Origin of the sequence: Streptomyces sp. NRRL S-87, assembly GCF_000719335.1 — a bacterium.
Taxonomy (GTDB): Bacteria; Actinomycetota; Actinomycetes; order Streptomycetales; family Streptomycetaceae; genus Streptomyces.
Genome location: NZ_JOGB01000014.1, coordinates 129,765 through 144,209 on the forward strand (window position 1 = coordinate 129,765; position 14,445 = coordinate 144,209).

At 74.4% G+C, this 14,445-nt stretch carries 12 protein-coding genes; 5 read left to right on the plus strand and 7 right to left on the minus strand.

Annotation, left to right across the window (positions count from 1 at the left end):
- The first annotated feature begins 42 nt into the window (after positions 1-42).
- Complete coding sequence (locus tag IF43_RS0111430; protein WP_030197799.1) at positions 43-1,332, plus strand: MFS transporter; 1,290 nt, start codon at positions 43-45, stop codon at positions 1,330-1,332.
- A gap of 33 nt (positions 1,333-1,365) precedes the next feature.
- Here the strand turns inward: IF43_RS0111430 and IF43_RS0111435 are convergent, their stop codons facing one another.
- The 5 genes from IF43_RS0111435 to IF43_RS0111455 all read right to left on the minus strand — a co-directional run bounded on the left by IF43_RS0111435 (position 1,366) and on the right by IF43_RS0111455 (position 8,604).
- Positions 1,366-2,370 carry a TerC family protein gene (locus IF43_RS0111435; protein WP_030197802.1) on the minus strand — a complete coding sequence of 335 codons (1,005 nt, stop codon included), beginning with the start codon at positions 2,368-2,370 and terminating at the stop codon, positions 1,366-1,368.
- Positions 2,371-2,706: 336 nt separating this feature from the next.
- Positions 2,707-4,686, minus strand: coding sequence for a TerD family protein (locus tag IF43_RS0111440; RefSeq protein WP_030197805.1), 1,980 nt, complete (start codon positions 4,684-4,686; stop codon positions 2,707-2,709).
- A 138-nt stretch (positions 4,687-4,824) separates the two neighbouring features.
- Positions 4,825-5,403, minus strand: a complete 579-nt coding sequence (locus IF43_RS0111445) for a TerD family protein (protein ID WP_030197808.1) — start codon at positions 5,401-5,403, stop codon at positions 4,825-4,827.
- 169 nt (positions 5,404-5,572) lie between these two features.
- Entirely contained in the window at positions 5,573-7,729 is a 2,157-nt protein-coding gene (uvrB, locus tag IF43_RS0111450; protein WP_030197813.1) for an excinuclease ABC subunit UvrB, read from the minus strand.
- A 29-nt stretch (positions 7,730-7,758) separates the two neighbouring features.
- Entirely contained in the window at positions 7,759-8,604 is an 846-nt protein-coding gene (locus tag IF43_RS0111455) for an MHYT domain-containing protein (RefSeq protein WP_037888119.1), read from the minus strand.
- Between the two features lie 314 nt (positions 8,605-8,918).
- Here IF43_RS0111455 and IF43_RS0111460 point away from each other — a divergent pair, with 314 nt between their 5' ends.
- The gene (locus tag IF43_RS0111460) at positions 8,919-9,812 is read left to right on the plus strand and encodes a glycerophosphodiester phosphodiesterase family protein (protein ID WP_030197818.1); all 894 of its coding nucleotides are present in this window, start codon (positions 8,919-8,921) and stop codon (positions 9,810-9,812) included.
- 30 nt (positions 9,813-9,842) lie between these two features.
- Here IF43_RS0111460 and IF43_RS0111465 read toward each other — a convergent pair whose 3' ends face one another.
- The gene (locus IF43_RS0111465) at positions 9,843-10,409 is read right to left on the minus strand and encodes a methylated-DNA--[protein]-cysteine S-methyltransferase (protein ID WP_078910078.1); all 567 of its coding nucleotides are present in this window, start codon (positions 10,407-10,409) and stop codon (positions 9,843-9,845) included.
- 177 nt (positions 10,410-10,586) lie between these two features.
- On the opposite strand from IF43_RS0111465, the gene IF43_RS0111470 reads away from it, so the two are divergent.
- Entirely contained in the window at positions 10,587-11,816 is a 1,230-nt protein-coding gene (locus IF43_RS0111470; RefSeq protein ID WP_234332113.1) for an MFS transporter, read from the plus strand.
- A 105-nt stretch (positions 11,817-11,921) separates the two neighbouring features.
- Here the strand turns inward: IF43_RS0111470 and IF43_RS0111475 are convergent, their stop codons facing one another.
- Positions 11,922-12,284, minus strand: coding sequence for a cupin domain-containing protein (locus IF43_RS0111475; RefSeq protein WP_030197828.1), 363 nt, complete (start codon positions 12,282-12,284; stop codon positions 11,922-11,924).
- Positions 12,285-12,448: 164 nt separating this feature from the next.
- Between IF43_RS0111475 and IF43_RS0111480 the strand changes: the two genes are divergently transcribed.
- Positions 12,449-13,375 carry a pseudouridine-5'-phosphate glycosidase gene (locus tag IF43_RS0111480; RefSeq protein ID WP_030197832.1) on the plus strand — a complete coding sequence of 309 codons (927 nt, stop codon included), beginning with the start codon at positions 12,449-12,451 and terminating at the stop codon, positions 13,373-13,375.
- Complete coding sequence (locus IF43_RS0111485; protein ID WP_030197835.1) at positions 13,357-14,268, plus strand: carbohydrate kinase family protein; 912 nt, start codon at positions 13,357-13,359, stop codon at positions 14,266-14,268. Before IF43_RS0111480 ends, IF43_RS0111485 begins: the two co-directional genes overlap by 19 nt.
- Positions 14,269-14,445: the final 177 nt, after the last annotated feature.

Genomic DNA, 14,445 nt, shown 5'->3' on the forward strand with positions numbered 1-14,445 from the left:
ACCGAACACTCGCCTCCCGGGGCCCCGCCCCACGCACCACCCATGCTGCGGCTCGCACTGGCCTCGCTGGCCGGCACCGCGATCGAGTTCTACGACTTCTTCGCCTACGGCACGGCGGCCGCCCTGGTCCTGGGCCCGCTGTTCTTCCCCGCCTTCTCCCCGCTCGCCGGGACGGTGGCCGCCTTCGCCACCTTCGGCGTCGGCTTCGTGGCCCGCCCCCTCGGCTCCGTGGTCTTCGGCCACGTCGGCGACCGCTACGGCCGCCGCCCCGTGCTCTTCGGCTCCCTGCTGCTGACCGGCGCCGCCACGGTCGCCATCGGCTTCCTGCCCACGTACGCCGCCATCGGCGCGGCCGCCCCGCTGCTCCTGCTCGCGCTCCGCTTCCTGCAGGGCTTCGGCGTGGGCGGCGAGTGGGGCGGGGCCGTGCTGCTGACCGCCGAGCACGCCCCCGCCGAACGGCGCGGGCTGTGGACGAGCTTCCCGCAGGTGGGCCCGGCCGTCGGGTTCCTGCTGGCCAACGGCGTGGTGCTGGGGCTGTCGGCGGGCCTGACCGACGCGCAGTTCCGCTCCTGGGGCTGGCGGGTGCCGTTCTGGGCCGCCGGCCTGCTGGCCGCCGCCGGGCTGCTGCTGCGGGCCACGCTGGAGGAGACGCCGGAGTTCCGCGCGCTGGCCGAGGGCGGCGGGCGGGCGGAGGCGCCGCTGGCCGAGGTGTTCCGCGGGCACTGGCGGTTGGTGCTGCTGACCGGCGGCGCGCTGGCCATGGCGTACGCGGTCTTCTACGCGGTGACCACCTGGTCCCTTGCCTACGGCACCGAGCACCTGGGCGTGTCCCGGACGACGATGCTGGCCTGCGTGATGGCCGCGGTGGCCCTGAAGGGAGCGGTGACCCCCTTCGTGGCCGTGCTCGGCGACCGGTTCGGACGGCGGTCCATGTGCATGGCCGGCTGCGCGGGTGCGGCGCTGTGGATGTTCCCGCTGGTCGCGCTGCTGCGCACCGGGAACCCCCTGCTGATGACCGCCGGTTTCGTCGGCGCGATGCTCTCCATGGCCACGATGTTCGCGGTGGTGGCGGCGTACCTGCCGGAGCTGTACGAGCCTCGGGTGCGCTGCACCGGTGCGGCCGTGGGCTACAACCTGGGAGGCGTGCTCGGCGGGGCCCTCACCCCGGTGGTGGCCACGGCGGTCGCGGACGGCGACGGGCCGCCCTGGGGCGTGGCCGCGTACCTGACGGCGATCTGCCTGGCCAGCCTCGCGTGCTCGGCCCTGCTGCCGGAGACCCGTCCCGCGGCCGTACGCACGGCGGGGGCGGCCGAAGCGGCCGCCCCCGCGTAGGTCCCCGGACTCCCGGGCCCGCGGGCCCGGGGCTCAGGCCTCGACGCTCTCCCTGTCCGTGTCGGCGGCGGCCGCTCCGGCGGCCGCCTGCCGCTCCGCCTGCCTCTTGGAGGCGATCAGGCTGGTGATCGTGGTGACGACCAGGACACCGCAGATGACCGCCAGCGAGAACGGGATGGAGATCTCGGGCACGTGCACGCCGGACTCGTGCAGGGCGTGCAGCACCAGCTTCACGCCGATGAAGCCGAGGATGACGGACAGGCCGTAGCTGAGGTGGACCAGCTTCTTGAGCAGGCCGCCGATGAGGAAGTACAGCTGGCGCAGGCCCATCAGGGCGAAGGCGTTGGCGGTGAAGACGATGTACGGGTCCTGCGTCAGGCCGAAGATCGCCGGGATGGAGTCGAGGGCGAACAGCACGTCCGTGGTGCCGATGGCCAGCATCACGACCATCAGCGGGGTCAGCACCCGCTTGCCGTTGGTGCGGATGAAGAGCTTGGTGCCGTGGTAGCGGTCGGCGACGCCGAACTTCTTCTCGATGGTCTTCAGGAGGCGGTTCTCCTCGAACTCCTCCTCCCCGTCGTCGGACCGGGCTTCCTGGATCAGCTTCCAGGCGGTGTAGATCAGGAACGCGCCGAAGATGTAGAAGACCCACGAGAAGCTGGTGATGATCGCGGCGCCGGCGGCGATGAAGATCGCGCGGAGTACCAGCGCGATGAGGACGCCGACCAGCAGGACGCGCTGCTGGAGGTGCGAGGGCACCGAGAACTTCGCCATGATCAGGACGAAGACGAAGAGGTTGTCGACGCTCAGCGACTTCTCGGTGATGAAGCCCGCGAAGAACTCGCCGGAGGCCTGGCTGCTGCCGAAGAACAGCAGGCCCAGGCCGAACAGGACCGCCAGGACGATCCAGACGACGGTCCACGTGCCGGCCTCCTTGACCGACACGTCGTGCGGTTTGCGGCCGATGAGGAAATCGGCGGCGATCAGGAGGCACAGACCGAGGATGGTCAGTACCCAGAGGGTCGTCGAAACTTCCATTGCTCACGCCTCCGGCAGATGGCTCAACAAGGTCAGCGTCATGGCTGCCGGAGGTCTCTTCCACCCGGTGCGCCGCACGCGCGCCCGGGCCGACGCCCCGGGACCGGTGGTCCGTACTGACGGGAACGTCGCAGCGGGAGTACTCCCCTCCGCGGAGCCCAGAGTACCCGCCGAACCCGCTTTAGGTAAAGGGATCACCAAGGAATGGTCAGTCCCGGGTCATCGGCAGGTCATCCGCGGGTCAGCGGGGGGCGACGGAGCGGCGGGCGCACGGGCCGAAGCGGCGGGCGCACGGGCGACGGAGCGGCGGCGGAGCGGGCGGCACGGCCGCGGGAGCTACCGCGGTCGCGGCGCGGAGCCTCCCGACGTGATCCGGGCGAGCACGTCCTGGGCGTCCCAGGGGGCGATCCGCAGCGGCTCGTACGTCCACGCGTGCCCCACCCACGGGTCGCCGAGGTGGTCGTCGGGGACCGGGCTCAGCCGCAGCAGCGAGCGCCAGAGGGGGTCGAGGAGCGGCCCGTACGCGGCGGCCTCGTCCCGGTCGGCCACGAGGAGCAGGTGCACGCCGACCGCCGGGCCCTCGTCCGCCAGGTAGCGCAGCTGCGTGACGGCGCGGTCGTCGAAGCCGTGCGGGAAGTCGTGGACGACCAGCAGGCGGCGGCTCGTGTCGAGGCCGGGCGGCAGCACCTCGTAGTCGTCGCTGCGGCGGGCCATCTGCAGCAGGTCCACGCGCCGGGTCAGCTCGGCGAGGACCGCGGCCACCCCGGCCGCGCCGGCGGCCGGCGGCTCGGCGAGCAGCCCGGCCAGGGGCGCGAGCGCGGCGGCGCCCGCGCCGGCAGGGTCGATGGCGTGCACGCCGAAGGAGCCGCGCGGATGGGCGGCCACCAGGCGCAGCGCCAGGGCCGCGGCGGTGTCCAGGGCGAGCCGGCGCAGGTCGTCGGTGTCCATGGCCATGGCGGCCTCGGAACCGGTGCGGCCGTTGTCGATCCACAGCCCGCGCTCCAGGGGGAGCCGGACCAGCAGCGGGATCCGCAGGTCGGGCGCCTCGGGCAGGTGGAGGTCGCCCAGGCGGACGGCGTCCGGGGGCTCGGCGGGCGGCTCGTACGCGCGCCACTGCGGGCCGTCCCAGCGGGCCAGGGCCGCCGGCAGGGCGGGCTCGACCACTTCGGACTCGGCCGCCAGCTGCGCCAGGTCGCGGTCGAGCGCTTCGCGGGCCTGCCCGACGAGCGCCTCGCGGCGGACCAGGACGTCGTCGCGGGCGGCGTCGGCGGCCCCGCCGACGCGGGCGCGCGGGTCGGAGAGGGCCTCGTCGAGTTCGCGGTCGCGGCGGGAGTCGGCGAACTCGACGGCGCTGCGGTACGCGGCGACGGCCCGGGCCAGGTCCTCGAACATGCCCCAGACCTGGTTCCAGAGCCGCTCCTCCATGGTCCAGCCGACGGCGTCCCCCGCCACGGGCCGGGCGGGCCCGTCCTGCGGGACGGGCACCCCCGGTGCCGGGGCGGGCCCGGTCGCCGCGGCCGGAGCCGGGTCCGTTCCGGGACCCGCCCCCGGACCGGTCGGCGTACCGGCGGCCGGGGTGACGGAGGGGCGGCGCGGGTGGGCGTAGTCGATCCGGCCGAGGATGCGGGGACCCTCGGCCGAGGCGGTGCTGGGGGCCGTGGTGGACGGTGTGGTGGGGGCCGTACTGGGCGGCGTGCCGGCGCTGTCGGCGGGCACGGCGGCGGCCGGCGCCGCGCCGGTCCCCGGGTCGGCGGCCGCGGCACCCTCGTGGAGGCGGGCCGCCAGCGGGGCCGCCTCGGCCTGCGCGAGGCCGTGGTCGGCCAGCAGCGCCACCAGGCCGTCCACGTAGCCCTGGCCGACGGCGCGCACCTTCCACGCGTCCTGCCGCCGGTACAGCTCCAGGGCGACGACGGCCGTCTCGGCGTCCAGCCCGGTGATCGTGTAGGCGGCCGCGGCGGGCTCCTCGGGAGCACCCACGGCGGCCCGCGGTGCGGCGAGGGCGCCGAAGCGCACCGGGGCCGCCGCCGGCCGCAGGGCCAGCAGCACCTCCACCCGGTGCACGGTCGCGGGGAGCGCCCCGAGGTCGACGGCGACCAGGAGGTCGGCGCCGTCCCCGCCCGCCCCGCTCCCGGCGGGGAAGGAGATCCCCGCGGGTGCCGGGCCGCCGGGGTGCGCGAGGGCCGCGGGCCCGGCGAGCCGGCCGGCCTCGTCCACCAGGACGGCGGCGGCCAGTACGTCGGCGGCCTCCGTGATCCGGACCTGCACCCGGGTCCCGGGCAGGGGGTGGTTCTGCCCCCGCACCAGCTCGGCCGTCATGGCCGTCCTCCCTCTCGCTCCCGCGTGCGCGGGGTCGCTCCCTGCCCGCGCGGGCCGGTACGGGAGGACCCGTACCGGCCCGCGAGGGTTCGGTCGTGCGGGCCGTGGCCGGCCCGTGCAGCTGATGGCGCGCGCCCCTTACAGGTGGCGGGCGATCTCCGGCATCAGGTCCTGGAACGTCCGGCCGCTGGTGGGCGCGCCCACGGCCGTCATCTGCCAGCCGCCGCCCGCGCGGTGCACCTTGGCCATGATCTGGGCGGTGTAGGCGCCGCCGCCGGTGAGCGTGTAGCGGGCCAGCTCCTGGCCGTTGGTCTCGTCGACGAGGCGGCAGAACGCGTTCTCGACCTCCTGGAAGGTCTGACCGGTGAAGGAGTTGACCGTGAACACGATCTGGTCGACGTGCACCGGCACGCGCTGGAGGTCCACCAGGATGGCCTCGTCGTCCCCGCCCTGGCCGACGCCGCCGACGAGGTTGTCACCGGTGTGCCGGACGGAGCCGTCGTCGCTGACGAGGTGCCGGAAGAACACCACGTCCACCGGCTGCTGTTCGGCGAAGAGCACGGCGGACGCGTCGAGGTCGATCTCCCGGGTGCGCGAGCCGAACAGTCCGCGCCGCTTGGCGGCCTGCCACCCGAGCCCCATCCGGACCGCGGTCAGGGTGCCGCCGTCGGCCTTCTGCAGGCTGATGGCCTGGCCCTTGGACAAATTGACCGTCACGGTCGGTCCCCTCTCCACACGTCGCGTCCGCGCATGCGCACGGCTCCCCCAACCCTACGCACGAGCGGTGACATCCGGCCCGGGCGCGGCTCATTCCGTATCAGTCCTGAGACACGGGCCCGGGTCGCCGCGACGGCGGCGGGCGGGCCCGTGTCGCGCGTTCGCAGCGTCAGGCCTGGCCCGCCTCGCGCATCTGCCGCAGTTCCTTCTTCAGTTCGCCGACCTCGTCGCGCAGCCGCGCAGCGATCTCGAACTGGAGCTCCGCGGCCGCGGCGCGCATCCGGTCGGTCAGCTCCTCGATCTGCTCGGCCAGTTGCGCGGCGGGGCGGTCGGTGAGCACCTCGGTGCCGACCGCGCCCTTCTTCCCCTTGGCCGACTTGGCCGCCTTGCCGCCCGCGGCCGCCTTCCCGCCGAGCGCCGGGACCGGGGTCTTGGCGCCCTTGCCCTCCTTGCCCTGCCGGTAGCCGCTGCCGAGGAGCTCCTCGGTGTCGATCTCCTCGCGGGCGATGGTCGCCACGATGTCGTTGATCTTCTTGCGGAGCGGCTGCGGGTCGATGCCGTTGGCCTTGTTGTACGCGACCTGCTTCTCGCGGCGCCGGTTCGTCTCGTCGATGGCCTTCTCCATCGCCGGGGTCATCTTGTCGGCGTACATGTGGACCTGGCCGGAGACGTTGCGCGCCGCGCGGCCGATGGTCTGGATCAGGGAGGTCCCGGACCGCAGGAAGCCCTCCTTGTCGGCGTCGAGGATCGCCACGAGGGAGACCTCGGGCAGGTCGAGGCCCTCGCGCAGCAGGTTGATGCCGACCAGGACGTCGTACTCGCCGGAGCGCAGCTCGCGCAGCAGCTCTACGCGGCGCAGGGTGTCGACGTCGCTGTGCAGGTAGCGGACCTGGATGCCGAGTTCGAGGAAGTAGTCGGTGAGGTCCTCGGCCATCTTCTTGGTCAGGGTGGTGACCAGGACCCGCTCGTCCTTCTCGGTGCGCTTGCGGATCTCGTGCACCAGGTCGTCGATCTGGCCCTCGGTCGGCTTGACCACGACCTCCGGGTCGATCAGACCGGTGGGGCGGATGATCTGTTCGACGAAGCCGTCGGCGCGGGACAGCTCGTAGTTCCCGGGGGTGGCGGACAGGTAGACGGTCTGGCCGATCCGCTCCAGGAACTCCTCCCACTTCAGCGGGCGGTTGTCGAGGGCCGAGGGCAGCCGGAAGCCGTGGTCGACCAGGGTCCGCTTCCGCGAGGCGTCGCCCTCGTACATGGCGCCGATCTGGGGGACGGTCACGTGCGACTCGTCGATGACGAGGAGGAAGTCCTCGGGGAAGTAGTCGATCAGCGTGTTCGGCGCGGAGCCGCGCTCGCGGCCGTCCATGTGGAGGGAGTAGTTCTCGATGCCGGAGCAGGAGCCGATCTGCTGCATCATCTCCAGGTCGTAGGTGGTGCGCATGCGCAGCCGCTGGGCCTCCAGCAGCTTGCCCTGCTTCTCCAGCTCCGCCAGGCGCTCGGCGAGCTCGGTCTCGATGCCCCGGATGGCGTTCTGCATCCGCTCCGGGCCGGCGATGTAGTGGCTCGCGGGGAAGACGTAGAGCGACCGGTCCTCGCTGATGACCTCGCCGGTGAGCGGGTGCAGGGTGGACAGCGCCTCGATCTCGTCGCCGAACATCTCGATGCGGACGGCGAGTTCCTCGTACACCGGGAAGATCTCGATGGTGTCGCCGCGGACGCGGAAGGTGCCCCGCTGGAAGGCGAGGTCGTTGCGCGTGTACTGGATGTCGACGAAGCGGCGCAGCAGCTCGTCGCGGTCGATCTCGTCGCCGACGGCGAGCGGGACCATGCGGTCCACGTACTCCTGCGGGGTGCCGAGGCCGTAGATGCACGAGACGGAGGCGACCACGACCACGTCCCGGCGGGTGAGCAACGAGTTGGTGGCGGAGTGGCGCAGCCGCTCCACCTCCTCGTTGATCGAGGAGTCCTTCTCGATGTAGGTGTCCGACTGCGGGACGTACGCCTCGGGCTGGTAGTAGTCGTAGTACGAGACGAAGTATTCGACCGCGTTGTTCGGCAGGAGCTCGCGGAACTCGTTCGCCAGCTGGGCGGCGAGGGTCTTGTTCGGCGCCATGACCAGGGTCGGGCGCTGGAGCCGCTCGATCATCCACGCGGTGGTGGCGGACTTGCCGGTGCCGGTGGCACCGAGCAGGACGACGTCCTTCTCACCCGCGCGGATGCGCCGCTCCAGCTCGTCGATGGCCGCGGGCTGGTCACCGCTGGGCTGGTAGGGACTGACGACCTCGAAAGGCGCCACCGTGCGTTCGATCTTCGATACGGGCCGCATGGAACCACCGTACGACCCCGCACCGACACTCACGTGTCGTAGGGCGGCCACACCGGATAGACCGGCCGCCGGGGCGGCGCCGGGGCGGGCGGGTCCCCGGGCTTGCGCCAGTCGACCACGCCCATGACCAGGAGCGGGTCGAACATCACCACCACTCCGGCGATCAATAGGAAGACCACCGGCCCGACGAGCATGGGGGCCAGCAGCCCGGCGGGGGCGGTGCCGGCCAGGTGCCCGTACCCGCCGTGCAGCCGCACCCGCACGGCGCCCATGGCCGTGTAGTGCATGCCGCTGACGGCCACGCCCATGACCAGGCTGGCGCCGACGGCGGGCAGCAGGCCGCGGATGGTCACGGCGGCCCACAGGGCGGCTGTGGCGGCGACCACCGCGACCACGACCGACAGCGCCACGATCCACGTGTCGTACTCGAGGTGGCCGCGCAGCCGCATCCCGGCCATGCCCAGGTAGTGCATGGAGGCGACGCCGAGGCCGGTGATGGTGCCCCCGGTGAGCAGGGGCATCAGGGTGGTCCCGCGGTAGCCCACGATGAAGATCCCGATGCCGACCATGACGATCGCGACGCCCAGACTCGCGAACGTGGTCCGTTTGTCGTAGTTCAGTGGCGACTCGGCGACGGTGAAGCCCATCATCGCGATGAAGTGCATCGTCCAGATGCCGGAAGCGATGGCGGTGGCCCCCAGGGCCAGCCATCCGGGCCGCCACGAGCGCTCGACGAGGAGGGACCGGGTGGTGCACCGCAGCCCCAGCGCCCCGCCCAGACACGCCATCAGGAACGCCGCGAGGGGCGTGATCAGGCCATAGCTGAACCCGTCGACCGTTCCCACCGTGCCGGCCACCGCGCCCGCACCGCCCATGCCCGCCCGCCTCTCCGCCCGACCCGGCACGACACCGCGCCCGATGCCCGCGACCGGCTCCGACGCGCCCGGGCGGGGGTCCGGTCGAGGGCAAAAATAGGGCCGCCGCCGCGGCGGGGCCACCGCTTCCCGCGAGAATCTCCCCACGCAGTTCCCGCCACCCGACGCCGTCGGGCGATCCGGACGCATTCGATTCGCTTCGTTCTCCGTGTGTCCGCCCGCGTCCCGCCCGGCGTTCGCTGACGGCCTGTCATACTCCGCTCGCCGACCTCCTGCCCCGCGAACCGCCGTACCCCGGCGCGAGGAGCCCGCACATGCACGTACGACCCCTGAGGGCGGCCGCGGCCCCCCTCCTCGGCCTCGCCCTCGTCCTGACCGGCGGCACCGCCTCGGTCGCCGAGACCCCCGCCCCCGCGCCGTACGCCCTCGACGCCCCCGTCGTGTTCGCCCACCGGGGGGCCTCGGCGTACGCGCCGGAGAACACCCTGGCCGCCGTCGACCGCGCCGCGGCGCTGGGCGTCGAGTGGGTGGAGAACGACGTCCAGCGCACCAAGGACGGCGAGCTCGTGGTCATGCACGACGAGACGCTGGAACGCACCACGAACGTCAAGGAGGTGTTCCCGGACCGCTCACCCTGGCGGGTGAAGGACTTCACCGCCGCCGAGATCGCCGGGCTGGACGCGGGCAGCTGGTACTCCGCCGCCTACGCGGGCACGCGCGTGCCGACCCTGCGCCAGTTCCTGGACCGGCTGCGGGGCAACGGCCAGCGGCTCCTGCTGGAGATCAAGCTGCCCGAGCTCTACCCGGGCATCGAGGTGGACGTCCTGCGGACGCTGGGCCGGGCGGGCTGGCTTCGGCCGGGCTACGTGGACCGCCGGCTGGTGGTGCAGAGCTTCAGCGCCGACTCCGTCCGGACCGTCCACGCGCTGCGGCCGGACCTGACCACCGCCCTGCTGGGCACGCCCGCCGTCGCGGACCTCGGCCGGTACGCCGCCTTCACCGACCGGATCAACCCCTGGTACGGGGGCATCACGGCCGAGTGGGTGGCCGCGGTGCACGACCTCCAGGGCCCGCACGGCCGCCCGCTGGAGGTCGACGCCTGGACCGTGGACACCGCGGCCGCCGCCCGGAAGGTCCGCGACATGGGCGTCGACGGGCTGATCTCCAACCGGCCCGACCTGGTCAGGGACGCCGTGGCCGGGTACTGACGGTCCGCGGACGCGGGGCCGCCCAGAAGATCAGAAGAGGGGCTGCGGAAGGACGCCCTCCAGCGCGAGCAGCGTCCGCTTGGCCTCCAGCCCGCCGCCGAACCCGCCGATCCCGCCGTCGCTCTCCACGACGCGGTGGCACGGCACCACCACCGGCAGCGGGTTGGAGCCCATCGCCGCGCCGACGGCCTGGCCCCCGCCCGGCTGCCCGACGCGGGCGGCCAGCTCCCCGTACCCGACCACCGACCCGTACGGCACCGAGCGCTCCAGCTCCCGCAGCACGACCCGGTTGAAGCCCGCGCTCAGCCGCCAGTCCAGCGGCAGTTCGAAGCGCCGCAGGTCCCCGGCGAAGTACGCGGCCAGCTGCCGGACCGGCTCGGCGAGCAGGACCTCGCGGCCGGCCGGCGGCCGCACCGGCTCGGCGCCCAGCTGCTCGGCGAGCGGGCGTATCCGGCGCTCCGTGCCGTGGAACTCCACGCGGACGAGTCCCGTCCGCGTGGCGGCGAGGAACAGCGGGCCGACGGCGCTGTCGACGAGGGTCCACTCCAGGTGGCGGTCGTCCTCCGGGCGGGACGGGCCGGGGTCTTCGATGGTCACGGTCCCACCGTACGGCGCCCCACCGACAGCGCGGCGCGGAGTCGGGCGGGTCCGGGACGGCTCCGGTCATATTTCCTGTTTCCAGCTGTGCACACGGGGTGGGAAACTGCGGCGGTGACCACCGACCCCGCCTGTACCACGCCCGCCGCGCCCGCCACGGCCGTCTCTCCCGAGGCCCTGCCCGCGCTGCGCCGCCGCACCTCCGCCGTGCTCGTCACGAGCCAGATCCTCGGCGGCCTCGGCGTACCGATCGGGATCACGCTCGCACCCGTCCTGGCCACCGAGGTGAGCGGCAGCGAGGCCATGTCCGGCCTGGCCCCGACGGCGTCGGTCACGGGCACCGCCCTGCTGTCCCTCCCGCTCGCCGCCCTCATGACGGCCCGCGGGCGCCGGCCCGGGCTGGTCCTGGCGTACCTCATCGGCGCGGTCGGCGGGGCGCTGGTGGTCCTCGCCGCCGCGATCGGCAGCTTCCCGCTGATGCTGGTCGGCATGGCCGGCTTCGGCGCGGCCTCCTCGGCCAACCTCCAGGCCCGCTTCGCGGCCGCCGACCTGGCGGAGCCGGACCGGCGGGCCCGCGCGATCTCGACGGTGGTGTGGGCGACGACCATCGGGGCGGTCCTGGGGCCCAACCTGTCGGCTCCGGCGAGCCGTACCTTCGCCGGCACCTCCATACCCGAGAAGGCGGGTCCGTTCCTGTGGGCCTCCGCGATCTTCCTGGTGGCGGCGGTCCTGATGGCCGTGCTGCTACGGCCGGACCCGCTGCTGACGGCCCGCGCCCTGGCCGGGTCGGCCGGGCAGCAGGCGGACGAGCGCTCGCTGCGGGCGGGGTTCCGGGCGGTGGCCGCCTCCCCCAGGGCGCGGCTGGCGCTCGTCACGATCGCCGTGTCGCACACCGCGATGGTGTCGATCATGGTGATGACGCCGGTGGACCTCGGGCACCACGGGGCCGACCTGGAACTGGTGGGCCTGGTGATCAGCGGGCACATCGCGGGGATGTACGCCTTCTCGCCCGTCTGGGGCTGGCTGGCGGACCGGATCGGGCGCCTGTCGGTGATCGGGCTGGCGGCGGGCCTGATCGCCCTCGCCGCACTGCTCGCCGGCACCGCCGGTGCGCACCACGGCCAGACCGCCGCCGGCCTGTTCCTCCTGGGGCTGGGCTGGTCGGCGGGGCTGGTGTCCGGGTCGGCGCTCCTGACCGACTCGGTGCCGCAGGCGGCCCGGGCGGCGGTCCAGGGGCTCTCGGACCTCACGTCGAGCGCGTGCGCGGGCCTCGGCGGCGCGGCGGCGGGCGTGATCGTCTCGGTGGCCGGCTACGGCTGGCTCACCGCCGTCGGCGCGGCGCTGCTCCTGCCGATGGCGGGCCTGGCCCTCGCGACCTCCCGCCGCGGGACCGCCGCGGGCGCCTGAGCGGCCGCTCCGCAGCGGCCGGGGCGCACCGTAGCGGCCCGGGCGCACCGGCGGGGGCAGGGCGGCACCGGTGGGGGCGGCGTCGCCGCCCGACGGGCGCGGCCGTCAGAGGTTGATGTGGTACGCCTTGCGGAGCGTCTCGTGGACCGTCCACCGCGTCCGGTCACCGGCCCGCAGCACCGCCGCCGAACCCGGCCCGACCTCGAGCGTCGCGCCGCCCTCGACCTCCACCGTCGCCCGCCCGCTGAGGACCACGAACAGTTCGTCGGCCTCGGTGTCCGTGACCACGCCCGGCGTGATCTGCCAGATGCCCCGCACCTGCGTGCCGTCGGCCGACTCCCACAGGACCTTGCCCGTCACGACCGGGTCGCCGGAGACGATCTGCCCGGGGTCGAGGGGCTCGGGCTCCAGCTCGGCGTCGGGCACGGACACGGCGAACGAGGCAGGGGCGTGGTCATCGGTGCTCATGCGCGTCACCCTAGCCCGCACGGACCCGCCGCCAGGGTGACCATTCCGTCCACCTTCCGGCCGCCGCGCACGTCACTGTGTCCGCAGGGCCCGCAAGGGCGGGAACCGGCCGCGCCCGGAGGCTGCGCGTTTGACGGCGGTGATCGCGTGCCATGGATGGGGACATGCCACAGCACACAGCGATCCCGGTCCTGTCGGAGGAAGTCCGCGAAGCGCTCGACCGGCGGCTGCCCGTCGTCGCCCTGGAGTCCACGATCATCGCCCACGGCCTGCCCCGGCCGCGCAACCTCCAGGTCGGTGAGGAACTGGAGGCCCTGGTCCGCGCCGAGGGTGGGGTCCCCGCCACCATCGCGGTGCTCGACGGGGTGCCGTACGTGGGCCTGGACAAGGCGCAGTTGGAGCGGATCGCCGGGGACACCGCCGTCCGCAAGCTGGGCCACCGGGACCTGGCCCCCGCGCTCGCGGCCGGGGCCACGGGCGCGACGACGGTGTCGGCGACGGCGTTCCTGGCGGCGCGGGCGGGGCTGCGCGTGTTCGCCACGGGCGGTCTGGGCGGCGTGCACCGGGACTGGACGCTCACCCAGGACGAGTCGGCCGACCTGGCGCTGCTGGCCCGGACGCGCATCACGGTGGTGTGCGCGGGGGTGAAGTCGATCCTCGACGTGCCGGCGACACTGCAGCGGCTGGAGACGCTGGGCGTGGCGGTCGTCGGGTACGGGACGGACCGCTTCCCGGGGTTCTACCTGAGCAGTTCGGGCGAGCCGGTGGACTGGACGGTGCACAGCCCGCGCGAGGTGGCGGCGGTCATGGCGGCCCAGGAGGCGCTCGGCGGCCCCGAGTCGGCGCTGCTGGTGGCCAATCCGGTGCCCGAGGCCGAGCAGTTGGACCCGGACCTGCACGACCGGGTGCTGGCCGAGGCCCTGGAGCTGGGTCGGGCGGAGGGCGTCACGGGCCAGGCGGTGACCCCCTTCCTCCTCGACCGGCTGGTACGGGCCACCGGCGGCGCGTCGCTGGAGGCGAACCTGGCGGCGGTGCGCGGGAACGTGCGGCTGGCCGCACGGGTCTCGGCGGCGTGGGCCGCGACGCGGTGAGCGGTGCCCTGCTGGTCGTCGGGGACGTGGTGACGGACGTGGTGGCGGTCCATCCGGAGCCGCTGGCTCCGGCGACCGACACCGCGGCCCGGATCCGCACCCTGCCCGGCGGTGCGGGGGCCAACGCGGCCTGCTGGGCGGCGCACGAGGGGCTCGCGGAGGTGGGGCTGCTGGCCCGGGTGGGTGCCGAGTCGGCGGACTGGCACGAGCGGGCGCTGGCCGCCGCCGGCGTACGGGCCCGGCTGGTGGTGGACCCGGCGGAGCCGACGGCGACCGTGGTGTCCCTGGTGGACGGGGCGGCCGAACGGACGTTCCTGACCGACAGCGGGGCCGCCCTGCGGCTCTCCCCCGCGGACTGGGCGCCGGAGCTGCTGGACGGCTGCGCGCACCTGCACCTCTCGGGCTACCTGTTCTTCGGCGGGACGAGCCGGGAGCTGGCGCGGCTGGCGCTGCGCTCCGCGCGCGGGCGCGGGGTGCCGGTGAGCGTGGACCCGGCATCGGCGGGGTTCCTCGCCGGACTGGGGGCGGAACGTTTCCTCGATGCGGTCTCGGGGACCCGGGTGCTGCTGCCGAACGCCGACGAGGCCCGGCTGCTGGCCGGCCTCGGGCCCGGTGCCGACGAGGGGCGGGCCGCGGCGGAGCTGAGCCGCCGCGTGCCGCTGGTGGTGGTGACCCTGGGCGCGGCCGGGGCACTGGTGGCGGAGGACGGCGAAGTGACGGCCCGGATCCCGGGGCGGCCCGCCCGGGCGGTGGACTCGACGGGGGCGGGGGACGCCTTCACGGGCGCCTTCCTGGCCGCCCGCCTGGCGGGCGCGGAGCCGGCCGCGGCCGCGGCGGCGGGGTGCCGGGCGGGCGCGGAGGCGGTGGGGCGCTTCGGCGGCCGGCCGGGATGAGGGGCCGGCGGACCGGCACCCGCCCCGTGCGGACACCGTGGCGAGGCCCTCCTGCACGGTCCACCCCCTCGGATCCCGGGTGTCCGGCACGCCCTTTCCGCGGAGGAGTTCCTGGTGACGCACCGCGACCCCCTGCCCCGTCCCGTCGACGGCACGTGGTCTCCGACGAGGTAGCCG

Bases quoted from the DNA above. Each gene is read 5' to 3' on its own strand.
- IF43_RS0111430 (WP_030197799.1), top strand. From the start codon at position 43: ATGCTGCGGCTCGCACTGGCCTCGCTGGCCGGCACCGCGATCGAGTTC.
- IF43_RS0111435 (WP_030197802.1), bottom strand. From the start codon at position 2,370: ATGGAAGTTTCGACGACCCTCTGGGTACTGACCATCCTCGGTCTGTGC.
- IF43_RS0111440 (WP_030197805.1), bottom strand. From the start codon at position 4,686: ATGACGGCCGAGCTGGTGCGGGGGCAGAACCACCCCCTGCCCGGGACC.
- uvrB (WP_030197813.1), bottom strand. From the start codon at position 7,729: ATGCGGCCCGTATCGAAGATCGAACGCACGGTGGCGCCTTTCGAGGTC.
- IF43_RS0111455 (WP_037888119.1), bottom strand. From the start codon at position 8,604: ATGGGCGGTGCGGGCGCGGTGGCCGGCACGGTGGGAACGGTCGACGGG.
- IF43_RS0111460 (WP_030197818.1), top strand. From the start codon at position 8,919: ATGCACGTACGACCCCTGAGGGCGGCCGCGGCCCCCCTCCTCGGCCTC.
- IF43_RS0111475 (WP_030197828.1), bottom strand. From the start codon at position 12,284: ATGAGCACCGATGACCACGCCCCTGCCTCGTTCGCCGTGTCCGTGCCC.
- IF43_RS0111480 (WP_030197832.1), top strand. From the start codon at position 12,449: ATGCCACAGCACACAGCGATCCCGGTCCTGTCGGAGGAAGTCCGCGAA.